The sequence below is a fragment of the Micromonospora sp. NPDC002389 genome (genome assembly GCF_040296095.1).
In the GTDB taxonomy this organism is placed as follows: Bacteria; Actinomycetota; Actinomycetes; order Mycobacteriales; family Micromonosporaceae; genus Micromonospora.
The window spans coordinates 171,167-192,924 of sequence record NZ_JBEOWP010000002.1; the positions used below are offsets into that span (position 1 = coordinate 171,167).

At 69.6% G+C, this 21,758-nt stretch carries 22 protein-coding genes and 1 pseudogene; 11 read left to right on the top strand and 12 right to left on the bottom strand.

What is annotated here, in order from left to right; all coding sequences use genetic code 11:
- Positions 1–19: 19 nt before the first annotated feature.
- The 4 genes from ABT008_RS03990 to ABT008_RS04005 form a co-directional block, all read right to left on the bottom strand.
- Positions 20–676, bottom strand: a complete 657-nt coding sequence (locus ABT008_RS03990) for an HAD family hydrolase (RefSeq protein WP_350693436.1) — start codon at positions 674–676, stop codon at positions 20–22.
- 554 nt (positions 677–1,230) lie between these two features.
- Positions 1,231–2,346: a type I restriction endonuclease gene (locus ABT008_RS03995; RefSeq protein ID WP_350693437.1), complete on the bottom strand. Its 1,116-nt coding sequence runs from the start codon at positions 2,344–2,346 to the stop codon at positions 1,231–1,233.
- A 333-nt stretch (positions 2,347–2,679) separates the two neighbouring features.
- Entirely contained in the window at positions 2,680–3,243 is a 564-nt protein-coding gene (locus ABT008_RS04000) for a flavoprotein (protein ID WP_350693439.1), read from the bottom strand.
- On the bottom strand, positions 3,240–4,577 hold the full coding sequence (locus ABT008_RS04005; RefSeq protein WP_350693440.1) for a hypothetical protein: 1,338 nt from the start codon (positions 4,575–4,577) through the stop codon (positions 3,240–3,242). Before ABT008_RS04005 ends, ABT008_RS04000 begins: the two co-directional genes overlap by 4 nt.
- A gap of 424 nt (positions 4,578–5,001) precedes the next feature.
- Between ABT008_RS04005 and amcA the strand changes: the two genes are divergently transcribed.
- The 4 genes from amcA to ABT008_RS04025 all read left to right on the top strand — a co-directional run bounded on the left by amcA (position 5,002) and on the right by ABT008_RS04025 (position 6,514).
- Positions 5,002–5,163, top strand: coding sequence for a multiple cyclophane-containing RiPP AmcA (gene amcA, locus ABT008_RS04010; protein WP_350693441.1), 162 nt, complete (start codon positions 5,002–5,004; stop codon positions 5,161–5,163).
- Positions 5,164–5,231: 68 nt separating this feature from the next.
- Complete coding sequence (locus tag ABT008_RS04015) at positions 5,232–5,567, top strand: hypothetical protein (RefSeq protein ID WP_502890352.1); 336 nt, start codon at positions 5,232–5,234, stop codon at positions 5,565–5,567.
- A 15-nt stretch (positions 5,568–5,582) separates the two neighbouring features.
- The gene (locus tag ABT008_RS04020) at positions 5,583–5,867 is read left to right on the top strand and encodes a hypothetical protein (RefSeq protein ID WP_350693442.1); all 285 of its coding nucleotides are present in this window, start codon (positions 5,583–5,585) and stop codon (positions 5,865–5,867) included.
- 14 nt (positions 5,868–5,881) lie between these two features.
- The gene (locus tag ABT008_RS04025; protein WP_350693444.1) at positions 5,882–6,514 is read left to right on the top strand and encodes a hypothetical protein; all 633 of its coding nucleotides are present in this window, start codon (positions 5,882–5,884) and stop codon (positions 6,512–6,514) included.
- A gap of 242 nt (positions 6,515–6,756) precedes the next feature.
- Here the strand turns inward: ABT008_RS04025 and ABT008_RS04030 are convergent, their stop codons facing one another.
- Positions 6,757–7,473 carry an NUDIX domain-containing protein gene (locus tag ABT008_RS04030; protein ID WP_350693446.1) on the bottom strand — a complete coding sequence of 239 codons (717 nt, stop codon included), beginning with the start codon at positions 7,471–7,473 and terminating at the stop codon, positions 6,757–6,759.
- A 97-nt stretch (positions 7,474–7,570) separates the two neighbouring features.
- Here ABT008_RS04030 and ABT008_RS04035 point away from each other — a divergent pair, with 97 nt between their 5' ends.
- Positions 7,571–8,524 carry an aldo/keto reductase gene (locus ABT008_RS04035; protein WP_350693448.1) on the top strand — a complete coding sequence of 318 codons (954 nt, stop codon included), beginning with the start codon at positions 7,571–7,573 and terminating at the stop codon, positions 8,522–8,524.
- A 123-nt stretch (positions 8,525–8,647) separates the two neighbouring features.
- Here ABT008_RS04035 and ABT008_RS04040 read toward each other — a convergent pair whose 3' ends face one another.
- Positions 8,648–9,196, bottom strand: coding sequence for an SMI1/KNR4 family protein (locus tag ABT008_RS04040; RefSeq protein WP_350693450.1), 549 nt, complete (start codon positions 9,194–9,196; stop codon positions 8,648–8,650).
- A 116-nt stretch (positions 9,197–9,312) separates the two neighbouring features.
- On the opposite strand from ABT008_RS04040, the gene ABT008_RS04045 reads away from it, so the two are divergent.
- From ABT008_RS04045 to ABT008_RS04065, 5 genes and pseudogenes are all read left to right on the top strand, one after another.
- The gene (locus tag ABT008_RS04045; RefSeq protein ID WP_350693452.1) at positions 9,313–10,248 is read left to right on the top strand and encodes an oxidoreductase; all 936 of its coding nucleotides are present in this window, start codon (positions 9,313–9,315) and stop codon (positions 10,246–10,248) included.
- 294 nt (positions 10,249–10,542) lie between these two features.
- Positions 10,543–12,819: a M48 family metalloprotease gene (locus tag ABT008_RS04050; protein WP_350693453.1), complete on the top strand. Its 2,277-nt coding sequence runs from the start codon at positions 10,543–10,545 to the stop codon at positions 12,817–12,819.
- Entirely contained in the window at positions 12,816–13,238 is a 423-nt protein-coding gene (locus tag ABT008_RS04055) for an effector-associated constant component EACC1 (protein WP_350693455.1), read from the top strand. The genes ABT008_RS04050 and ABT008_RS04055 overlap by 4 nt, the downstream gene beginning before the upstream one ends.
- An 87-nt stretch (positions 13,239–13,325) precedes the next feature.
- A complete protein-coding gene (locus tag ABT008_RS04060; protein ID WP_350693456.1) occupies positions 13,326–14,969 on the top strand; it encodes a sigma-70 family RNA polymerase sigma factor in 1,644 nt (547 codons plus the stop codon).
- 160 nt (positions 14,970–15,129) lie between these two features.
- Positions 15,130–15,438: pseudogene (locus ABT008_RS04065) on the top strand (hypothetical protein); the annotation flags it as partial.
- Between the two features lie 192 nt (positions 15,439–15,630).
- On the opposite strand, the gene ABT008_RS04070 reads toward ABT008_RS04065, so the two are convergent.
- The 4 genes from ABT008_RS04070 to ABT008_RS04085 all read right to left on the bottom strand — a co-directional run bounded on the left by ABT008_RS04070 (position 15,631) and on the right by ABT008_RS04085 (position 19,114).
- A complete protein-coding gene (locus ABT008_RS04070) occupies positions 15,631–16,236 on the bottom strand; it encodes a DUF305 domain-containing protein (RefSeq protein ID WP_350693458.1) in 606 nt (201 codons plus the stop codon).
- Positions 16,221–17,033 carry a lytic polysaccharide monooxygenase gene (locus ABT008_RS04075; RefSeq protein WP_350693459.1) on the bottom strand — a complete coding sequence of 271 codons (813 nt, stop codon included), beginning with the start codon at positions 17,031–17,033 and terminating at the stop codon, positions 16,221–16,223. The genes ABT008_RS04070 and ABT008_RS04075 overlap by 16 nt, the downstream gene beginning before the upstream one ends.
- A gap of 87 nt (positions 17,034–17,120) precedes the next feature.
- Positions 17,121–18,431 (bottom strand): sensor histidine kinase, encoded by a 1,311-nt coding sequence (locus ABT008_RS04080; protein WP_350693460.1) that lies wholly within the window; start codon positions 18,429–18,431, stop codon positions 17,121–17,123.
- A complete protein-coding gene (locus ABT008_RS04085; RefSeq protein WP_350693461.1) occupies positions 18,428–19,114 on the bottom strand; it encodes a response regulator transcription factor in 687 nt (228 codons plus the stop codon). Before ABT008_RS04085 ends, ABT008_RS04080 begins: the two co-directional genes overlap by 4 nt.
- A 108-nt stretch (positions 19,115–19,222) precedes the next feature.
- On the opposite strand from ABT008_RS04085, the gene ABT008_RS04090 reads away from it, so the two are divergent.
- Positions 19,223–19,741 carry a DNA mismatch repair protein MutL gene (locus ABT008_RS04090; RefSeq protein ID WP_502890353.1) on the top strand — a complete coding sequence of 173 codons (519 nt, stop codon included), beginning with the start codon at positions 19,223–19,225 and terminating at the stop codon, positions 19,739–19,741.
- A 9-nt stretch (positions 19,742–19,750) separates the two neighbouring features.
- Here the strand turns inward: ABT008_RS04090 and ABT008_RS04095 are convergent, their stop codons facing one another.
- Positions 19,751–20,602, bottom strand: coding sequence for a DUF72 domain-containing protein (locus ABT008_RS04095; protein ID WP_502890337.1), 852 nt, complete (start codon positions 20,600–20,602; stop codon positions 19,751–19,753).
- Between the two features lie 135 nt (positions 20,603–20,737).
- The gene (locus ABT008_RS04100) at positions 20,738–21,652 is read right to left on the bottom strand and encodes an alpha/beta fold hydrolase (protein ID WP_350693464.1); all 915 of its coding nucleotides are present in this window, start codon (positions 21,650–21,652) and stop codon (positions 20,738–20,740) included.
- Positions 21,653–21,758 lie beyond the last annotated feature (106 nt).

Genomic DNA, 21,758 nt, shown 5'->3' on the forward strand with positions numbered 1-21,758 from the left:
TGGACGCGTTGTCGGGTAACTAGTGCGCCGACTCGTTGTGCTTGCGTACGAGGTCAGGCAGCTCGGCCAGCGAGTCGAGCTGGAACAGACACCGGTCACTGACCGTCTTGTCGCCGAGGATGTAGCCCCACGGTCCGCGACGGATCAGGGCGGTCGCGATACCTGCCTCTTGCGCCGGCCGGATGTCGTTGTCCAGCCTGTCCCCGACGTAGAGCACCTGGTCGCCTGGGCATCCCGCCTCGGCGATCACTCGGTCGAAGAACGCGGCGGAGGGCTTCTCCACGCCCCAGCCGTCCGAGGTGCCGATCACGTCGACCGGTAGGTCCAGGGCGCGCAGGATCGTCTCCGCCCGTGCCGTCTGGTTGCCGGCCAGGCCGACCTGTAGCCCGGACTCGCGTAGCGCAGCCAGGCACGAACGGGCATCCGGATAGAGGTTCTCCTCGGTGAAGGACTCGGGCTGTCCCGCCGCCGTCCGGCGCTCCCGCTCCTCGGCCAGGTCGAAGCCTGGCCGGAAGACCTGGAACGTCTCCCGGTAATCCAAGCCGCGAGCGATTGTCGCCCCGAAGACGGCCGAGAAGGTGTGGCGCGGCACCCCGAGCCTGTCCGCCCAGGTCCCGTACTCCCGGGACTCGTCGACGATGGTCTCTCCCACATCGAAGAACACGCTCGCGATCACTCGGCGATTGTGCCCGGTGCTCCCATCGGGATCAACGTGTACCGCGAGCCGAGCCGCCCGGCGGGCCAGTGCTGAGCCGTCGCCACACCGAGTACAACCCGGTGCTGGAAGCCATGCGGCTCCGACTCGCCGACGGGAACTCGGCGATCCCTACGCGGGCTCGCTCGGTCAGCGGGAGAGCTGTCTCAAATGGTGAGTTAGCTGGACAGGCCAGCCAAGATTTTTCGGCAGGGAATCTGTCCCGCTGGAGACTGGGCTGGTCTATCAGTAGACAAATGCCGACGCGTCCGTCCTGGGTGTGCGGTGGCGGTCAGCGGTGGCCCCGCGACGCGGCGAAGGAGGTTGCTGCAGCGGGGGCATGAGGGCAACGGAGTAGGCCCGTTCCGCTACATGGCCGGGTGTCCGCATGACGCGATCAATGCCCCGATCCAGCCCTTCAGCGCCGACGTGGCGGCTTGTCGGTATCTACCTACGACCGGTTCCTCGGCTGGCCGGGCCAGCGCATCCGTTCGAGCCAGCTCGGGGACAACCACGAATCAGTGAATTTCGTTTTTTCACTGGTTCTTGTGGCTCTCCTCGCCCATGAAAGCCCGTACTGCGGTTCGTATTGCGTCAGCGTGAAGGTAAATATCGTCGACAGATTCGATTAGATGGCGAGTTTCCGTCTTGTTGGCGTCGAATGTCCCCACGTACTTCCGTGCCTTTCCATTGAAATGTAGACGCGCGATCGGCTTGCGGTTGTTGTCGTCGAGGATGACTGCGAAGTACGATTTCGCGTCACGTCCAACAATGCGTGGAGGCTTGACCTCGCTGCACGCGATCGCCTTGACGATCTGGTAACCCGCCAGTTCTTCGAGCGTCGTTTCCACCTCCGTTTCGCGGGCGACATCCTTGAGGGCAACCTCTTCGCTCTCAAGCGCATCGGAGGGCGTGTCAGCAGCTTGCTTGGGGAGGCTTGCGTAGAGTGCGCCCTTCAGGCGTTCGTTCACTTGATCTCTGATGAATTGCGAGGATGCTTTAGTGACGAGTGACCTGAACTGTTCGCGCCGCTTTTGTGTAAAGGAGCCCTCGTGTACTCGCGTTGCGAAAAACCTGACCCAGTCATCCTCAGGTTCCTTGAATTGTGCCGCCATCGAACGCTTGATCTGGCCGAGATACTTCAGCTCTTCGGCTGCACTGATGATGGAGTCGAGATCAAACACTTCCTTTGTGAGCTTACGCAATTCCGGCAGGAGTGCATCGTCGATGTCTCCTAAGTCGAGTACGAGGAAGGGCTTGGTGTCCATCTTGTTTGGAGCGTCGAGATCGGTATAGAAGTGGTAAGCCTGGCCATTGGTTAGGACAGCGATCCGCGCGTTCGTTACGGAAAAGTATCGATAGAGTTGAGATGCGTGTTCGATCTTTAGGGAATCGCGTGGCTGTTTGCATTCGATGAGGATCTGCACCTCGCCGGCATGCATGATCGCGTAGTCGACCTTCTCGCCTTTTTTGGTCCCGACGTCTGCAGTGAACTCCGGGATGACTTCCAGCGGATCGAAGACGTCGTAGCCGAGGATCATCGAGATAAACGGCATGACGAAGGCGTTCTTGGCAGCTTCTTCCGTCTGGATTGCCTCCCGCTGATTCTGGACCTTCGTGGCGAGGGCGGCGACCCGCTCATTGAACTCCACTAAGCACTCTCCTTCTTGTGGTCGGGCGAAGGGGTCCACGCGTTGCCTGTGATACCCCGTTGATGAGTGGGAGATGCAGGGCGACGATCGGATGCTACCGATCATTCGTGAAGTGCGATGCCCCGAAAATAGACCCGACCGATCATCCTTTCGATGGACCGGTTCGCCGGAAAGGGCAGATTTCTGTGTCTCGGTCACGAGTAGGATGCGCTTCCGACCCGAAGCGCACGAAGCTGTACTCGTCGCCGCTTGCTTGATGCGTAGCGCGCCGCCAAGCTGGGCGATGCGGGTTGGCAGTCGCCTCCTATGGGGCGCATCGGTTGTTGAAGCAGGTCAACGTTCGAGGTTCCCACCGTTCGCGCCCCGGATTGCTGTGTTGAGCGCCGTAGTCCATGGGAAGGCTCGCTGCAGGTCATTGCCGGTGCCTGGCGGGTGCGGTTCCCAGCAGTCCTGAGGACCGAGCAGGACTCGTACTCCTTCGTCGCGGAGGCTGTCCACGGCGCGGTAGAAGGGAGCGCGGGCGGCGAGTGCGGCGTTGACGAAGGGGACGATGACGGTCGGTACCTGCCGTCCGATCAGTTCGGCGACCGAAGTCATCGCGTAGTTGTCAGCAATACCCAGGGCGATCTTGTTGATCGAGTTGTACGTCGCGGGCGCGATGACCAGGCTGTCGGCGGCGGGTAGCGAGCGGCGGCCGCTGGAGGACGCCTGGTAGCTGGATCGCACCGCAGCGCCGGTCAGCTTCTCGATCGCAGGTACGTCGATGAAGTCGATGCCGTTGGGCGTGGCGGTGACGGCGGTCGTCCAGGAGTGCTTCTGCGCGGCGCTGATCAGTTGGGTCACGTCGGCGGCGGGGCCAGCAGCGCAGACGACGATCTGGAGGTGGCCGCCGGTCATAGCGGGATCCCGGCCCCTCGTGCAAAGTCGACGACGGCGGTGCGGGCCGAGCCCTTGGCAAGGAGCGCCAGGTCGGAGGCGATGCGCTGAACGGCCGGGCGGCAGCGGATCTCCTCGGGTGCCACCTCGTACGCGGTGCGCAGCGCGCTCAGGCTGTGCTCGTGACGCCCCCACTGGGTGTAGGCGCGGGCGACATCGACGTACAGCGACGCTTTGCGTTCGGCGAGCGTCACCTTGTCAAGGGGTACCGTGCGCGCGATGCCGATGGCTGTGCCGGCATCGCCGAGGGTCAGGGCGACATTGACCCGGTGAAGCAGGACGTTGGCGGCACCGAACCCGGTCCACCGGTCGTTGCCGTCGTAGCCGAGTCGGGCGGCGGCGCGGCTCGCTTCATCGAGCATCGCTTGCGCGGTATCACGGTCGTCGCTGCGGGCGGCGGCGACGGCACCTCGGAGGACGAGGGCGCCGTAGACGGCTACCGCGTCAGTCGACGCGAGGCGCGTGTCCCGGTCGAGCACGCCGGCTGCGTTGCCGGCGAGGGTCACTGCCTGCTTGTCGTGACCGTTGCTCATCAGGGCGTGAGTCATGATCCGAGCACTCGTGGCGAGCGCGACCGGCTCCCCACTCGTCGCAGCGGCTCGGGTGCTGCGCTCGGCCGCAACCAGGGCCATGCCTCGGTCGCCGACCTTGAGTAGGACGCTGCCGACGACGTGGTAGAGGTCCGCTGCCAGGACTTCGACGTGCCTTCTCTGTTCGCCCTGCGCGCTGGCCCTGGCGGGTTCGAGTGCGGGCAGCAGCGTTACGAGCTGGTCAAGGGCGCATTCGTACCGGCAGGCTTGGTAGTCGATCTTCGCTGCGGCCACGGCGCGGGAGAACTGTTGGGAGGACAGCATCGCCCCGTTCGAATGGCGTGGCGAGACGAGCGCGTCGAGTAGCGGCATCACGCCGGGCGCAGCGGCGACGCCGATCGTCGCCCCGCGTAGCAGATCTCTTCGTCGCACGTCACCATCCGAGCCCGAGTCACCGTGTCCGTCATCGCCAGTATCCGTATCCGTACCGGCGATCGGCAGCGTGGTGCTCACGGTTGCACCGCTGTTGCGCGTCGCCAGCAGGGCCTCGAAGCGTTCCCGTGCGTCGGGTGTGGCTCGGGCCAGCACGGTGTCCAGCGCAGCTTGCATGTCGGCGCGTGGGAGGACGTTGTCGCCCTGGCTACTCCACTTGGCCACCGTTCGTCGGGCCGCGCCCAAGTGCTCGGCGAAGGCGGTCACGCTCATCCGCAGCGCGTTGCGCAGTGCGTTCGCTTCTCGGCCGGTCCAGGTCGTCACCGGAGCCATCGCACGTCCTTCCGCAACGGACAGTCCTTGGCCCGGTGATCGTACCGGCACGCGGGGTGACGGCAGGTGCACCGCCAGTGCACCGATCGGACATTCCGTCTACCCGCCTCCCCGGACCAGGCTGGACGTGCCGGCGCGCCGCTTCCCCCAGCGCTCCGGCAGGTCAGCGGCAAACTCACCTCAGGGAGAGCCAGATGGGCGTGCCTTACGGCGGCAGGTCGGAATGCGACCCGAGGCACCGGCAAGTGCTCGCGCCGGGCACTCCGTCGACCGTACGGGTGACTCCTCGTTCGCGTACCGCCATCGGGGCTGCGTGGGCGGGTGACCGGCGGTCTGTTCCCCGCCGTTGGCCGATGGCGGTGGGCTTGCCGGTAGGTCGGCAAGCCCACCGCGTACAAGCGGCGGGTCAGAGTGGGGGCCGGCGGTGAGTGTTTACATCTCGCGCAACGCGAAGATGGGCGATCTGCCGCGAGACCGGTCGCCATCGGCTCCGCCGCTACAGCCGGGGCCGGCCGATCCGCCGTTGCTGACGCACGTTTGGCGGATCGTGTTCGAGCGGCAGGCACGGGAGCGCGGTTCGCGATGAACAGCGACGAAGGCCGCCCCGTGGACGCTGAACCGCCCGCGCCATCGGAGGAACCGCCGTTACGGCCGATGGCTTCACCAGGACGGCCGGTCGAGGCAGTCCGTGCCGAACCATCCCGACCGCATCTGCCCATGCGGCCGCTGTGGCTGTGTCGCCGATGCGGCCATCCGTGGCCGTGCGGCGCGGCAAAGGTCGTCCTCATGGCGGAGTACCGGGACAGCCCGGTCAGCCTCTTTCTCTACCTGGCCAGCTGCCTGCACGACGCGATCGACGATCTGCATCAGTTGCACCCCCACAACACCGGTAACACCGCCGATGTCTTCGACCGATTCCTCGGCTGGCCCACCCAGCATCGGAGGCGCCGCCCGCCTACGACCGAACCGCAGGCACCGCAGGAGACATGAGCGTCGGGCAAGCTGATGCTGGGACGCCAGGTCAAGACGTTCGCCGGCAAGCCCAACCAGTTTCCGAACCGACTCCGTGCCGCAGCGCCGACCATGAAATATGAAGGAGAGCTGCTGGTCCAGGTAGCGCCCGGTGTCGACGCGGCGGCTGTGGAGGGCATGATGAAACGCTTCTGGGGCAACCGCTCCGATGCACGGCTGGCCGTCTACCAGAACGTGTGGGTGGCGTTTCGTTCTCCGGACGGAAGGCCGCTGGGCTTGTGGATGCCGGGCGTGCGCGGCTTGGGCGTGCCGGGCTGAACGGGGGACGAACTGTGGGGATAGACGCCAGCCTGTTCTGCCTCTGCCGACGAGTCCGCCTCTTTCTCGGCAAGCCGGTCCGCAACTCGTGGGACGACATCATCTATTTCGCCTACGCGCACCCGAATGCGCCTAACCACAGTCAGTCGCGGGAGATGTCGGGGGCGTTGTGGAGGATCTTCGCTGAGCATGCCGGCCACCAGTTGCAGGTGATCTACGACTCTCAGCTGGAGTACGACGAGATGTGGGAGCCGCCCGGGCCGCCAGCCAAGATCGGCGGCGACGAGCCTGGTGACATCGAGTTCGATGACTACCTTGCCGATTGGCCAGAGGAGGACTTCGCCGACTACCCGAGTAATGGGTGGGATGTGTCGAAGGCCGGCTATCTGGCGTGTTTTCGTTGTCGGGAACGGCTCTGCCTGGGGCAGGCGGTGCGTGACGTCGACGGTCGGGTGTTGTCCTTCCATAGTGGTGGCCCGGAGGCTCCGGCCAACTCCCGGCAGCCGGTGCTCAACCGGGCGGCGTGGCGGTTTCTGGCCCGCCACTCCACGCATGAGATGCCGATCGTCGTCGGTCCACCGTACGACCGGGACATCGACGGGTACGTCGAGATCGGCGGCCAGCGGCCTGACGAACGTTCCATTTGACGATTACCTGGCCAACTGGCCGGGGTAGGCCGGGCGCATTCTCCCGGCACGTCGCGCCGCATCGACGGACGACGGTACGCCGACAGCTCACCCGAGGCGCGTCACGGTGGTGCTCCCTGGGTGCTCGGCCGCCATGGACCGGATCGCTCGGAGTGGGCTGGGGGATACACCGGTTTGGCACAAACGGGCAAAGCCAGGCAGCGCGTGGACCGGTGAGACCTGAGGGAACGGGAGAGCACTGATCAACGCCGCCTCTCAATCCGCGGGTCTGGGGTTCGAGTCCCTGGCGGCGCACCAGCAGCAAGGCCCTGACATGGCAGATCTCTGCCGGTCGGGGCCGCTGTCATGTTGCCTGCCGCCTCACCCCCCCGGCCGGGGACCTCAGCGTCGATCATGGAGCTGTGGCTGCCGTTACGCCGTTTAGGAGTCTTTTGTGACGACCAAAAGTCCATGATCGGCGTTGCTGGGGGTGGGAGCTCGACGCCGTCCTCCAGGTAGACGCCGCCGTGTCCGATGGCGGCGATCGCTGCGGCGACCCGTCGTGCCAGCCGGGGGATGAGCACCTCGCCGATCCGCTCCGGCTCGACGAACTCGATGCGGCTGACCTCGTCGGGGCACAAGCGGATCGCCGCGATCTGGTCCGTGGTGAGTGTCCCGCCGTCGAAGACGAACATGAGGCCGCCGTCCCACGGCGGGTTCGGCGGCACCCAGTCGACGCAGAGCAGCTCTCCGGTGGCGATCGAGAGACCCAGTTCCTCCCTGACCTCGCGGGCGCACGCCTCCGCCGGGGACTCGTCCGGTTCCACCGCCCCGCCGGGGATCTCCCGCGCGCCCTGGTACGTCGGGCAGACCACCAACACCCGACCGGCCTTGTCCCGCAGGAGGATCCCGGCAGCGGCACGGACGCGCGTCAGGTTGGCGAGATAGGAATGATCAGGCTCGCCCGGTGTCTCGGCCATACGACCGACCCTACGGGCCTGCCACCGCATGGTCGTCAGTGAACGTGCGGAGCTGTTCCTATGCTGTGGCCGACTATCCGCCATCCTTGGAGGACTGATGAGACGACGTGAACTGTCCGGTGGCTCGGGAATGCAGGTCAGCCAAATGTGTCTCGGTGCCATGCCCTTCGGGACCGAGATCGACGAGCCGACCTCGTTCGCGATCCTGGACCGGTTCGTCGAGGCCGGTGGCACCACCATCGACACCGCGAACTGCTACTCGTTCTGGGTGCCCGGTGGTTCCGGTGGCGAGAGCGAGACGGTGCTGGGTCGCTGGCTGGCCAGTCGGGGCAACCGGGACGACCTGGTCCTGGCGTCGAAGGTCGGCTCCGGGTTGGCGGCCGGCGGAGGGGCCGAGGGACTCGGCGCGTCGGTGATCCGGGAGCAGCTCGCCGGCTCGCTGAAGCGGCTCGGCGTCGACCATCTCGACGTCTACTACGCCCACCGGGAGGACCGCGAGACCTCCGACGAGGAGACCCTGGCCACGTTCCACGAGGCGGTGACCGAGGGCAGGGTACGGACGCTGGGCGCCAGCAACCACGCCGCCTGGCGGCTGGCCGAGACGCGCGCGTTGGCCTCGGCCCGGGGCTGGACGCCGTACACGGTGGTCCAGCAGCGCTACTCATACCTGCTGCCGCGTCCGGCGACCGTGCTGCCGGAGGGCGGGCACGTGCACGCGAGCGACGAACTGTTGGACCTGGTACGCAGCCGCGGCCTGACCATGTTCGCGTACAGCACGCTGTTGTGGGGCACCTACACCCGGGCGGACAAGCCGTTGCCGGAGCACTACGCGCACCCGGGCACCGAACGCCGGCTGCGGGTGCTGGGCGAGGTGGCGGCCGAGGTGGACGCCACTCCGAACCAGGTGGTGTTGAGCTGGCTGATGGGCGGAGAACCGGCGATCGTGCCGATCGTCGGGGTCAGCTCGGTGGCGCAGCTCGACGAGTGTCTCGCGGCGGCCGACCTGGAGCTGCCGACCGAGCTGCGTCAGCGCCTGGACGAGGCCGCCTGAGCAGGAAGCGCCTGAGCGAGGCCGCCTGAGCAGGAAACGCCTGGACCAGGCCGCCTGAGGGGAGGGCGAGGATCGATCCGGGCAGAGGACGCGGGATTGCGTATGGACCGTCCCCTGCCCGGCTCAACCGGTGGCGCGGGCGCGGGCCTCGTCCCAGAGGGACATGTCGCCGGGGTCCTCGCCCGCCTCCGCCGCGTTCCACCAGCCGGTGTCCTCGACGTAGTGGGTGAGCCAGGCGTGCAGGCTCGGCGAGTCGACGTACCAGGCGGCGTCGGGGTCGCCCGGGTTGGGTTCGAAGAGCAGCACGGTGCCGTCGACGGATCGACAGTCCACGCAGGCGTACATGCCGCAGCCCCAGTCGAGGATGGGCAGGACGCCTTCGGGCCAGGCCCATTCCGTACCGGCGTCGTCGGTGCGGGCGGTGAGGTAGACGTCGACGGCCTGGTCGCCGTCGGCTCCGTCGACCAAGCCGAGCAGTTGGTAGTCGGGGCCGAAGCCGCCGTTGGCCAGCTCGCCGTAGAGCTGTGCGAGCAGCGGGTGCAGGCGGAAGCCGAGCCGCTGCTCGGCGCGGGCGATGGCGTCCGGAGACAGGGGTGCCGGCAGGTCGTCGGCGATGTCGTCCGCACGGATCCGAGCGGTGATCCGGGCCAGCAGGGCGTGGTGGTCGTGCACGGACGGGACTTTGCCACAGCCCACCGACACGACCGCGCTTGACGCAGCGGTGGGAGGCGGTAAGCCTTGTCACGCCTGCGATGCCGGTCGTCGGCGGTGGGCCGGAGGGGTGACGGATGAGGCGCTGGACGTACGACGATGTTCCCGACCAGCGGGGTCGTACCGCGATCGTCACCGGCGCCAACACCGGTCTCGGGCTGGAGACCGCCCGGCTGCTGGTGGGCCGGGGTGCGCGGGTGGTGCTGGCCTGCCGTGACCAGGGTAAGGGCGAGGCGGCCGTGACGCGGATCCGTGCGCAGTTACCGGCGGCCGAGGTGCGGTGTATCCGGCTGGACCTGGCGGATCTCGACTCGGTCGCCGAGTTCGCCGCCGCGTACCGGGCCGAGCACGACCGGCTGGACCTGCTGGTCAACAACGCGGGCGTGATGTATCCGCCGCTGCGGCGTACCCGGCAGGGCTTCGAGTCCCAGTTCGGGGTGAACCACCTCGCGCACTTCGCGCTGACCGGTCGGTTGCTCCCGGTGCTGCTCGCGACCGAGGGGTCCCGGGTGGTCGCGGTCGCCAGCAACGCGTACCGCACCGGGCGGATCGACTTCGACGATCTGAACTGGGAGCGGCGGCGCTACGGGCGGTTCGCCGCGTACGCGCAGAGCAAACTCGCCGTGTTGCTGTTCGCGCTGGAGTTGGACCGCCGGCTGACCGCAGCGGGTGCGGCGGTGCGGGTGACCGCGGCCCATCCGGGGTGGACGTACACCGGCCACGGCCAGGGCCGGGACCGGTTCGTCGATGTCGTCAACGCCGTCGGGCGGTACGTGGCGATGAAGCTCGACGACGGGGTGCTGCCGACGTTGCGGGCCGCGACCGATCCGGGGGCGGAGAGCGGCAGCTACTGGGGACCTGCGCACCGGATGGAGAACTCCGGTCCGCCGGTGCAGGCCCGCCGCAGCGCGCGAGCGCTCGACGTCGCGGTGGCGGCGCGGTTGTGGACGGAGAGCGAACGGCTGACCGGCGTGCCGATCACCGTCGACCCGATCGGTCGTACCGGGCCCTGAGGGGCGTGCGGCCGGGCCGGGGAATCGCGCCGCGACCCGGGTGGTGATCCGTGGAAGTTTCATCTTTGCCGGGGCTCGCGCGGTAATCATCGACGGCAGATGTCGAATTGCCGCATCCGGTGGATATCGGTCGGCGTAAACGGGGTGGCGCGGCAGGGATAGACCGGAGTAAGGTCTGCGCCTACCCCGCTACGTCTCCTGACTGAATCATGGCCCGGCGGCCTCCCGAGGAAACAATTCTCCGATGGGTGCCGGGTCGCCCTTTGCCCTGTTCGGCCTCGTGGAGGAGTTTCCGTGCAGCAGCACGATCCCGATGCGGCGCAGCCTTATGGCGATCAGCAGAATCAGATTGCCGACACTTCTTCCCCTGCGGCGTCACCGCCACTGCCACCGCCATCTCCACTGCGCGCGTCCGTCGACGAGGGGACTCGGTCCGACCCTGGCGGGGGCCGGCTGGCCAACCGTCCGCCCGGCTATCCGAACGCCGTCGTCTGGCTGCGGGTCGGCATCCTGCGGGACTGGCGCGGCGTCCTGGGTGCCTTCCTCGCGGCCTGGCTCTACGTGCCGGTGGCGTTGTTCACCGCGGTGGTGAGCGCAACGGTCGCCGCACTCACGCTCGCGTTCACCGGCGGCGGGATGGTCGCCGACCAGGTGCCGCACGCGGTACGCGACGCCCCGATCATCGGTGGCCTGATCGATTCCTTCCTCCAACAGTCCGGTGGCCCGATCGGCGCTTTCGTCGGCGCGGCCATCGCATTCCTGATCGGTCTGCTGATCGTTCCGGTCCTCCGGTTCAACGAGGTGGACGGTCTTGTCTCGCTGCTGGCACAACTGGTCGGAATGGTCGGCGCGGCCATTGTGCTGGGCCTTCTCTACACGCTCTACCGGGTGTTGCTGGAGCACCGATTGTTGCGGGTGTCGGGCGCCCGTGAGCTCAGTCGACGGGAACGCGATTTGATTCTCCCGATCCTGCACGAATGCGCGCAGCGGCTCGGTCTGCCGAACGTGCCGCGTCTGCTGGTCGAAGACGATCTCGTCACCACGAACGCGCGCGCGTACGCTCGGCACGTCGTGGTCACCACCGGTCTGCTCACCGACTCGCGGGAGGAGATCGCCGCGCTGCTCAGCCACGAGCTGGTGCACTGGCGCACCGGTGACGAGGTCACCTCGGCCTTCGTCCGGGGTGTCGGGCTACCCCTGGTCCTGGTGCACGCGGTGCCCGCCTGGTTGATGCGCAGGTTCCCGCACCCGGCCACGAATCTGTTCGTCTTCCTCTTCTTCTGGCCGGTCCTGCTGACCATGAAGTACCTGGTGCAGCCGCTGCACCGCGCCGACGTGCGCGCGGCGGAGTACCGGGCGGACCTCGGCGCCGTGGCAGCGGGGCACGCCGACGGCCTGCGGGCCGTCCTGGAGCGTCGCCGGTCGTTCGAGAGCGGACGCAGCGGCTGGGACGAGGCCGTCTGCGCCGAGCACCCGCCGAACGAACTGCGCCTGGATCGGCTGGAGCAGGTCCAGGCCGCAGACGACGTCCCGGACACCGGGACGCCACCGAGGCGGGTGGTCGCGCCGGCAGAACTCTTCGGCGGCGACGACCCGGTCAGCGTCCGGCGACCGGCCGTCATCGGTGCCGCCGTCCTGCTGTCGATCTGCCTGGTCTCCAGCCTGCTCGGGGTCGTGCAGTGGGGCTTCTTCCGGCCGGCGACCGCCGTCGACGGGTACTTCTCGGCGTTGGCGGACCGGGACGTGGACGACCTGGCCGGATGGTTGAACCCGGAGGTCGAGGCGGCGGTGCGCAGTGACGACCTGCTCGGCAGGATGATCGAGTCGGCCGACTACCAGCCGCCCTCCGACGTCGACGTCACGGCGATCGAGCGGGAGGAGGACCACGCGACCGCAACGGTCTCGTTGCGGCTCGGCGAGGAGCGGGTGGAGGCCGAGTTGGCGCTGCGTCGGGACGATGCGTCGACGGCGGGCATCTTCCGGGGCTGGCACGTCGTCGGCGGTGTGTCCAGCCTGGACGCGGTCGTCAGTCAGCCGGGCCTCCTGGTCAACGGGGTGGCGATCCCCGAGAGTCCGGAGGGGCAGTCGGTGCTCTCCGTGCCGGGCGTGTACGTCGTCACCGCTGCCGCCAGCCCGCTGAGCGAGACACCGGCACAGCGGATCACCGTGCTGCCCGGTGCCGGCTCCGCGACGCCGATCCAGGTCGTACCCGAGTTGAAGCCCGCCGCCCGGTCGACGGTCGACGCGCAGGTGAAGGAGTACCTCGACGGCTGTGCGCGGCAGACCGTCGCCGCCCCGCAGGACTGCCCGTTCCGGTTGAGCGGCTACCAGGGTGCCAAGGGGATCAAGTGGACGATCAGCAGCTACCCCACGCCGCAGATCGACCTGCTCGGCCCGGCGGCGGCGCAGGTCAGCACGCCGTACGAGGAACGGGGCGAGGTGCGGGTGACCGGGACCTACGAGTCCTACTTCGGTGAGGAGGAGTTCAGCGACACCTACACGCTCGGGGTCACCGGCATGGTCACCGCCACCGGCGAGGAGCTGACCTTCCAACCGGAGGTGGACGAGTGAACACCGGTGGGTCCGCAGCGGGACGGCAACCCGTCCGGCTTCAGATGATCACCACGCTCCGGCAGCCGGCCCAGGTTCCGCTCGTCGACTGGATCCACCGGCGGCCGGAGTTCCGGGCCGGGGTACGGGACTTGAGTGGGCGTACCGGCGGGCGGGCCGGCTTCAGCGAGGCCGTCATCATCGCGGTGGTGGCGCAGAGCCTGTTGCCCGGGTTGTTCGCCCTGCTGCAGACGTGGCTCAGCCAGCAGCCCAGCGGTGCCACGGTCCGGATGCGGATCGGCGAGTCGGAGGTGGAGGTGCAGGTGACCGGGCGGACCGATCCGCGACAGTTGCTGGACCAGGTCACCCGGACCCTCCAGGAGAACCGCGAACCTCCCCGCCCCGAACCGGACTCCGACTCGGCGCGACCGCCCTCGTGAAACCGGCCATGGACCGGCGACAGTCGATATCGTGTGACGTCGTGCTCGGCGGGACCCGCCCGTACGAAACGGCCTAGGCGGTGCGGTATGACGATCACTGCGGACCACGCCGCGTTGGTCGTCGCCGCGCAGGCGGGGGACCGGTCGGCGCGCGACCGGCTCGTCTCGGCGCACCTTCCGCTGCTCTACAACCTCGTCGGCCGGGCGTTGAGCGGGCACCCGGACGTGGACGACGTGGTGCAGGAGACGCTGCTCCGGGTGGTCCGTGACCTGCCGACCCTGCGGGCACCGGAGAGCTTCCGCTCCTGGCTGGTGGCGATCGCGCTACGTCAGATCGCCAGTCACCGGCACCGGGTCCGGGCCGCTGTCGACCGGGTCACCGTGGTCGACGGGGTGGACCGGATGCCGGGCGGCGGTGATGTGGAGAGCGAGGCGATTCTGCGCCTGCACGTGTCGGACCAGCGTCGCCAGGTGGTCGAGGCGACCCGGTGGCTCGACCCGGCGTACCGGCCGATGCTGGCGCTCTGGTGGCAGGAGTGCGCCGGCCGGCTGACCCGGGGTGAGGTCGCCGCCGCCACCGGCACGACGGTCGCGCACGTCGGCGTGCGCCTGCACCGGATGCGGGAGCAACTGGACCTGGGCCGGACCATCGTCGCGGCGCTGTCGGCCCGTCCGCGCTGCCCGGACCTCGCGGCGACGGTGGGTGGCTGGGACGGACATCCCACACCGGTGTGGCGCAAGCGGATCGCCCGGCACGTCCGCGACTGCCCGTACTGCGCGGCGGGCGCGGTCGACCGGGTGCCCGCCGAACGGCTGCTGCTGGGCATCGCGTCGCTTGCGGTGCCGGCTGGCCTGACCGCCGCGTTGGTCGCCAAGGGCCTGCTGGCCGGGGCGGCCGGCGGCACCCCGGTCCTGGCGGCGCACGCCGGGGCTGCGGCGGTCGGTGGGACGACGGTCGCCGGTGGTGCCGCGATCGGCGGTGCGACGGCGGTCAGCGGTGGGGCTGCCGTTGGTGGCACGGCCGGGCAGGGCGGCTCGTTGCTGGGCATGTTGACCCAGGCGGTGGTGGCGCATCCGGTGGCGAGTGCCGCCGCCGCGGCGGTGCTGATCGCCGGCACCACCGCCGGCGTCGCGCTCCGGCCGGATCCCGCGCCCGCGCCGCCGCCAGCCGTCGCCGCGCCGGTGACGTCGTCGGCCGCCCCGCCGCGTCCCAGCCCGACTCCGGCGGCCACCACCCCGGCCGCGTCGCCGTCCGCGTCGCCTACGGCGGTACGCCCGCCCGTGCCGACCGGGACCATTCCACCGGGCACCTGGTCGTTGGAGTCCGTACGGGCACCGGGCCGGTACCTGACCGTCGACGGCGACGTGGCCGGGCTCGCCGAGGTGACCGGGGCCAGCAGTGCGCAGGCCCGTCGACGCGCCACCTTCACGGTCGGTCGAGGTCTCGCCGACCCGGGCTGTGTCACCCTGCGCAGCGCCGACGGGCGCTACCTGCGGCATGCGAGCCTGCGCCTGCGCCTGAGCCCGGACGAGGGCACCCGGTTGTTTCGCGAGGACGCGACCTTCTGTCCCGAACGCGGCGCGACGGCCGCCTCGGTGACGATGCGTTCGCACAACTATCCGCACCTCGTCGTGCACGGGCGCGACGTCGGGTTCTGGATCGACTTTCCCGACGGGACGCAGGCGTTCGCGCGGGCGAGTTCGTTCCGGGTCCGTACCCCCTGGGCCTGACCGCCGGGAAAGACTATCCGGTAGGCGACGGACTTTTCGTAATGCCGGTCCCGCGTGCGCGCCTCCTACTGCGTGAGGCGTCGGCGGCTCACCACCGGTCGTCCGCCGCACGCCGTTCGTCCGAGTCGGCGGGAGTGGGTATGCGGGTGAGGCCACGGTCATGACCGACGAACTCCCGCCGCCGACCCCACACCAGGTCGTGGCCGAGCCGGCCGAGCATCCGCCGATGCGTCCGCTGTGGTTGTGCCGCCACTGTGGTCACCCGTGGCCGTGTACGCGCGGCAAGCTCGCCCTGTTGGCCGACTACGAGGGTGCCCCGGTCAACCTCTTCGTCTATCTGGCCGGATGCCTGCACGAGGCGATCGACGACCTGCATCGCCTCGATCCCTGTCAGACCGGCAGCGCCGCCGACATGTTCGACAGGTTCCTGGGCTGGCCGAACCGACTGAACCGGCGGTACCGGGTGACGCGGATGAGCGGGCACGGCGACCGGCCGACGGGAGGTCGACCGGTGCTGCCCGATCGCGCGGAGCATGCGGACGAGGGCGGTCGGCAGGAGCAGGACCGGCTCGGTTAGCGGCGTGCCCGGTGGCCGCCGGTTAGTACGGGGGACGGCCGGTGCCTCGGCCGTCCCCCGAACTGCCCCTGACGGGCGCGGTGACTACCCGGTCATCAGCTTCAGCATCTGCTGGATCCCGCCCTGCCGGGAGGCGCGTACCCGCTCGCCGAAGGCCTTGGTCTCGGCGTTCTTGCCACCGCTGCGGACCAGGTTGGCCAGCTCCATCGCGTTGTGCTGGTGGGCCAGGAAGAGGCTCAGGAACGCGGTGTCGAACTCGGCCTCCTTGACCGTCGTCAACGCCTCGATCTCGGCCGGTCCGGTGCCGGGCAGTCCACCGTGGTGGGCGTGCAGGTTCGGCGCGGTGTCGACCTCGGTGGACTTGCCCCAGCTCTTGAGCCAGCCCTCGATCATCGCCAACTCGTCGGATTCGGTGACCTGCACCGCCTGGGCCAGGGTCTTCAGCTCCGGGTCCTGGGCCCGCTTCACCGCGGTGGCGGTCATCTGCAGGGCCTGCCGCTGATGGTGGACGAACATCTGCAGGAACATCACGTCGGTGTCGTTGTACTCGTCGCCGGCCTTGATCTCGGCGACCGTCGTGTCACTCGTCGACACGGGCGGCGGCTGTGCGGCGGGCGAGCTGCACGCGCCGAGCAGGAACGGGACGACCAGGGCGGCGGCGACCAGTCGGCGCCTCACAGCGGCAGCCACAGCGCGAGGGTGTAGATCGAGGGCTCCCAGCTGTTGATCGCGGTGTGGCCCTGCCGGCACTCGTACCGCTTGCCCTCGAACGTCACCACGTCGCCGGTGCGGTAGCTGACGCCGGCTGCCCAGGCGTCACCGGCCGGCGGCGGGGCCGCGCTGGTCGGTGCGGCGGTGGTCGGCGCGGTGCCCGGCCGGGTCGGTGCGGTGGTGGTCGGTGCGGTGGTGGGCGCGGCGGTGGTCGGTGCGGTGGTGGGGGCGGCCGTGGTCGGACGGGGGGCGGGCGCGGCACCGCCGCCGCCGACGACCAGGTCGACGCAGTTGTAGAAGGCCATCGGGGTGTCGCCGATGTTCCAGACCGCGAGCAGTCGCTGCCGGCCCGGGAAGTTGCTCAGGTCGATCGTGTGCGACACGGTCGCGTCCGGCTGGGCGTTCCCCTCGTCGATCTCGGCGACCAGGTTGCCGTCGATGAAGTACTGCCAGTCGGCGGTCCGGTGCCGGGCGGTCAGCACCCAGGTGAGCGTCACCGAACTACCCACGTTCCGGGCCGGCCAGTCGCGGGACTCGTCGGAGAGGACGGACCACTGGGCCACTCCGCCGTCGCACCGCTGGGACCCCTTGGGCGCCTCGACGCTCTGCGGCTCGAACTGGATCGGGCCGCAGTCGGTGACCGTCCCGGCCGCGCAGAGTGCCTGTCGGCTCGGCGGGTTGGACACGTATCCGTGGGCCTGGGCGGGCGAGGAGACCGCCAGGGACGAGGCGACCATGCCGAGGGCCACCAATGGGTAGCTGATCTTCCTGCGCATCTGAACTCCGTACGGCTCGCTGCGGCTGTGACGGCGAGGACGCTAATGCGCGGTTCCATAAAGGAGCCTTAACGGCTCCGGAAAGGATCATGAAAGCCGGTGACTGCTCCCGAGTCGCTCCGGAGCGTGGTCGACCGGCCTGAGCAGGATGCCGACCCGGGCGCCGCCGAGCGGACTGCGGGTGACCACCAGGTGACCACCCGACGTCTCGGCGGCCCGCCGCACGATGTCGAGACCGAGGCCGGTCGACCCGGCGGCGCTCACGCCCCGCTGCACCGCCCGGGTCGGGTCGGCGATGCCCGGCCCGGCGTCGTCCACCACCACCCCGTCGGGGGACACGCTGACCCGGAAGGCGGTGCCGTCCGGGGTGTGCGCGAAGACGTTGCCGAGCATCGCGTCCACCACCAGGATCACCTCACTGCGCGGCATCGGCAGGACCACCGGCACGTCGCCGCCGGTCACCTCCCACGGGCGCTCCTGGTCCTCGGCCAGCACCGACCAGAACGCCAACCGGTCGGCGAGCACCTCCACCAGGTCGGCGCTCTGCCCGTCCCGCCCGTCGGTGCCGCGCCGCACCCCGCGGATGATCGAGTCGAGTTCCTCGTCGAGCAGGTCGCAGGCCTGCCGCATCCGCTCGCCGATCGGGCCCGGCGGCATCGCCTCGGCGTCGAGACGCAGGGCGGTCAACGGCGTACGCAGCCGGTGGGACAGGTCGGCGGCCAGCTCGCGTTCGCGGTTCATCAGCAGCCGCAGGTCGTCGGCCATCGTGTTGAACGAGCGGGCCGCGTCCTGGAGTTCCCGAGGGCCGTTCGGCTCGGCCCGGGCGGTCAGGTCACCGCCGCCGAGCCGCCGCGCCGACGCGGACAGGTCCCGGGTGGCGCGCACCAGCCGGCCGCCGAGCCGGTCGGCGAGCAGCGTCGAACCGGCCACCAGGACGATCGCCAGGCCACCAAGGACGAACCAGGCGGTCCGTACGCCCCGGCGCAGTTCGGTCTCCGGCACGAACACCTCGACGATCACGGTCCGGCCGTCGGCGAGCACGGTGGGTTGCAGGTACGCGACACCGTCGGCGGCCGGGGCCAGCACCGAGCGGCGGTCCCCGGCGGCGTCGCGTACCTGCGCGTCGGTGACGTGGGTGACGCCGATCGGCGCGCTGTCCGGCAGGTGCACGGCGAGCCGTCCGGCGCTGCCCGCCGTGGTGCTGGCCACCGCGTTGGTGAGCAGCGTCGGGTCGGCGTCCATGCCCAGTACGGTGACCAGCGCGGTGGCCTGCTGTCGGGCCTCGCTGACCGCCCGGTCCCGGGCGATCTGCCCGGTGGCGATGGCCAGCGGCACCAGGAAGGCCAGCGCCACCATCGAGGTGATGGCGATGGCCAGCCGGTTCAGCGCCCACCTCATCGCGGGTCGACCATCATCACGCCCACGCCGCGCACGGTGCGCAGGAAGCGCGGCCGGGCGGCCGTCTCCCCGAGCTTGCGCCGCAGCCAGGAGATGTGCACGTCGATGGTCTGTTCCTCACCGATCTGCGCCTGGTGCCAGACCTCGTTCATCAGCTCCCGACGGCTGACCACCTGACCGACCCGCTCGGCCAGGTACGCCAGGACGTCGAACTCGCGCCGGGTCAGTTGCAGCGGTTGCCCACCCAGTTCGGCCAGGCGTTGCCGGGGTCGGATGGTCAGCTCGCCCACGCTGATCGACTGTGGGGTCTCGTTCGCGGTGGGCCGGGCCCGGCGCAGCACCGCGTCGATGCGGGCCAGGATGTGTCCACCGGAGAACGGTTTGGTCACGTAGTCGTCGGCACCGGCGCCGAGCAGGCTGATGATGTCGGTCTCGGAGCGGCGCGCGGTCGCCACGATCACCGGCACGTCGGACACCGAACGGATCATCCGCAGCGCGTCGGCACCGTCGATGTCGGGCAGTCCGAGATCGAGGATGACCAGGTTCGGTCGCTCGGTGGTGACGATTCTCAACGCCTCGGCGGCGTGCCCGGCGGGCCGTACCACGTGACCGGCGTCGGTCAGTGCGCGGGTGAGGGCGGCCGCGATGTTGCGGTCGTCCTCGACCAGCAGGATCATCGCCATGGCGTACACCATATGGGTAGATGAGACGATGTCTTCGTGCGATCTTCCTGGTGGGCACCGATCGCGGGGTGGTGCGTCGCCACCGCGTCGAGCATCGTGCTCGCGTCGATGGCGATCCTGCCCGTGTTGCGGGAGCCGGTCGCCCAGGACCAGGCGCTGAGCCCACCGCCTGCGGTGGAGACGCCCGGACCGCCGACGCCACTGCCCTCGTCGGCACCGCCGCCGACGACTTCGGCGTCACCGCGACCCAGCGTGAGCCCGACCCCCACCCCGAGCGCCACGCCGGAGCCGGTGGAGAGCCGCCGCCCGACGACCAGACCGAGCCGGACCACCGCCCCGACCGTGACCACCGAGGACGGTTGGACGGTGACGGTGGGCGACGACGGCGTCCGCAGCTACGTCCGCTCGTTCCGGGTGGAGGGCGGCCAGGCGGTCGTCCGGATGACCTCGGCGGGCGTGGTCGAGCTGGTCACGGCGACCCCGGCGGACGGGTACGCGGTGCAGAAGGTGCAGAACTCGCCGGACAACATGGCGGTCTACTTCAACGCGCCGGGCCGCAGCTTCATCATCCACGCGATCTGGTGGGACGACCGCCCGTTCGTGCAGGTCAGCAAGGTCGGCTCGTAGCGGGTCCACTCAGAACAGGGTGGTGGGTTCGACCGGGATCGGCTCGGGCAACGGCGCCAGGTCGGGCACGCGGGCACGGACCTCGTCGTGGAAGCGACGGGCGAGCACAGGTGCCTCGGCGTTGTCGGGCGTGTGCACGAACATGGTGGGGGAGCGGCCCTCGCGCAGCCAGTCCACGGTCACGTCGATCCAGTGCTGCCAGCCCTCGACCGTCCGGTCGGTGTCGTCGCGGCCGAGGTACCGCACGATGGGCCGGTCCGTCAGCGCGTGGGTGCGCAGCGGCATCCGGGGCTTCTTGGTCCAGGCGTCGCGTTCGGCGTCACTGGTCGGCGGGTCGGCGAAGAAGGCGGTGGTGTCGAACGGGACCCATTCGGCGTCCGCCTCGTCGAGCGCGGTCTCCAGCAGGCGCGTGGCGCGCGGCTCGGTGAAGAAGGCGGGATGGCGGACCTCCACCGAGGCCCGGTGGGTGGCGGGCAGCCGGCGTAGGAAGCGGGCCAGCGTGGGTACGTCGTCCGGGCCGAACGAGCCGGGAAGCTGCACCCAGAGAGCGTGGGCACGCGGGCCGAGCGGTGCCATCGCGTCCAGGAAGACCCGCATCGGCTCGGTGACGTCGGTGAGCCGACGTTCGTGCGTCACCACCTTGGGCAGTTTGACCACGAACCGGAAGTCCGGACCGGTCTGCTGCGCCCAGGTGGTCACCGTGTCCCGGGTCGGGGTGGCATAGAACGTCGTGTTGCCCTCGACCGCGTCGCACCACCCGGCGTAGTGCCGCAGCCGTTCGGACGTCGGTAGCGGGTGGGCCAGCCACCGGCCCTGCCAGGACTTGTGCGTCCACATCGCACACCCGACGTGCAGGCGCATACCGCCGACTCCTTCCGTCACCGGTCCCGCGACAGTGCGGGTACCCGGCCGGGATCGGCTCGCGGCCCGGTGTGGCGCGATCCCGGCTCGACGTACCGTAGCCGGGCCTCCGCTGGCCGGCTGCGGCCGGCCGGGTCAGCGGGCCGGGCCGGTGGAGTCGCCCGGGGCGAGGGACGCGATGAAGTCGAGAATGCGCTGGTTGACCAGCTCGGGGCGTTCCAGCGGCAGCCCGTGACCGGCACCGGCCACGATCTCGGTGCGGACCGAGGGGATCAGCTCCGCCGCCCGGGCCGCCGCCCGACGGGGATCCAGCAACGAACTGCGCCCGGCCACCAGCAGCTGCACCGGCACGCGGATCGCGCGCAACTCGTCGTCGTCGAACCGGCGGGCCGCGACCGGGCGGCCCGACCGCCAATGCCGGGCGGCGATCATGATCGGGGCCAGTTGCTCGGCGGACTCGACCAGGGCATGGTTGGCCAGCCGCTGGGCGAACCAGGGTCGGGTGCGCCGGGGGGCCAGCGTCGACAGTGCCCCGGCCAGCATGTTGGCGTAGAACCTGAGTGGCACCTTCTCCAGGCCCCCGGGCTCGAGCAGGGTGACCGAGGCCAGCCGGTCGGGCCGGTGCAGGGCCTGGGCCATCGCCAGGAATCCGCCGTACGACAGGCCGACCAGGTGAACGCCGTCCAGCCCGAGTGCGGTGAGCGTCTCGTCGAGCCAGGCGGCGTTGTCGGTCGTACTCGGCACCGGTCGGCGCTGCACGCTGCGCCCCGGGTCGTCGACGGTGTCCACCGCGTAGACCGGGTGGTGGATACCGAGCGGGGCGACCTGCGGATACCAGTTGCTGGAGTTGCCCTGAGCACCGTGCAACAGCACGATTGGCTGACCCGTGGCGATGCCATGGTCGTGCACGTGGACGGTGCCGAACCGCGTCTCGACGTCCAACTCCTGTCGAGGGTGCGGCCACGCGTCCATCGCCATTTCGTACGCGGCGAGGAACCTGCTCCGTGCCTGGTCGCTGGTGAATCGTCCGATGCCCGACGTCGCGCCCACATCGACCTCCCCGTTTGGTAATGCGACCGTACTGCCAAACAGCCGATGAAGGGGGGGCCCGCTGCCGAGACCGTCCGACCACGACGCGCGTCGAGGCCAGATCCTG

Coding starts and splice junctions, on each gene's coding strand:
- ABT008_RS04030 (WP_350693446.1), bottom strand. CDS start 7,473: ATGGCCGAGACACCGGGCGAGCCTGATCATTCCTATCTCGCCAACCTG.
- ABT008_RS04060 (WP_350693456.1), top strand. CDS start 13,326: ATGACGATCACTGCGGACCACGCCGCGTTGGTCGTCGCCGCGCAGGCG.
- ABT008_RS04000 (WP_350693439.1), bottom strand. CDS start 3,243: ATGACCGGCGGCCACCTCCAGATCGTCGTCTGCGCTGCTGGCCCCGCC.
- ABT008_RS04095 (WP_502890337.1), bottom strand. CDS start 20,602: ATGCGCCTGCACGTCGGGTGTGCGATGTGGACGCACAAGTCCTGGCAG.
- ABT008_RS04020 (WP_350693442.1), top strand. CDS start 5,583: ATGCTGGGACGCCAGGTCAAGACGTTCGCCGGCAAGCCCAACCAGTTT.
- ABT008_RS04005 (WP_350693440.1), bottom strand. CDS start 4,577: ATGGCTCCGGTGACGACCTGGACCGGCCGAGAAGCGAACGCACTGCGC.
- ABT008_RS04085 (WP_350693461.1), bottom strand. CDS start 19,114: ATGGCGATGATCCTGCTGGTCGAGGACGACCGCAACATCGCGGCCGCC.
- ABT008_RS04075 (WP_350693459.1), bottom strand. CDS start 17,033: ATGCGCAGGAAGATCAGCTACCCATTGGTGGCCCTCGGCATGGTCGCC.
- ABT008_RS04035 (WP_350693448.1), top strand. CDS start 7,571: ATGAGACGACGTGAACTGTCCGGTGGCTCGGGAATGCAGGTCAGCCAA.
- ABT008_RS04015 (WP_502890352.1), top strand. CDS start 5,232: ATGGCTTCACCAGGACGGCCGGTCGAGGCAGTCCGTGCCGAACCATCC.
- ABT008_RS04090 (WP_502890353.1), top strand. CDS start 19,223: ATGGCGATCCTGCCCGTGTTGCGGGAGCCGGTCGCCCAGGACCAGGCG.
- ABT008_RS04080 (WP_350693460.1), bottom strand. CDS start 18,431: ATGAGGTGGGCGCTGAACCGGCTGGCCATCGCCATCACCTCGATGGTG.
- ABT008_RS04045 (WP_350693452.1), top strand. CDS start 9,313: ATGAGGCGCTGGACGTACGACGATGTTCCCGACCAGCGGGGTCGTACC.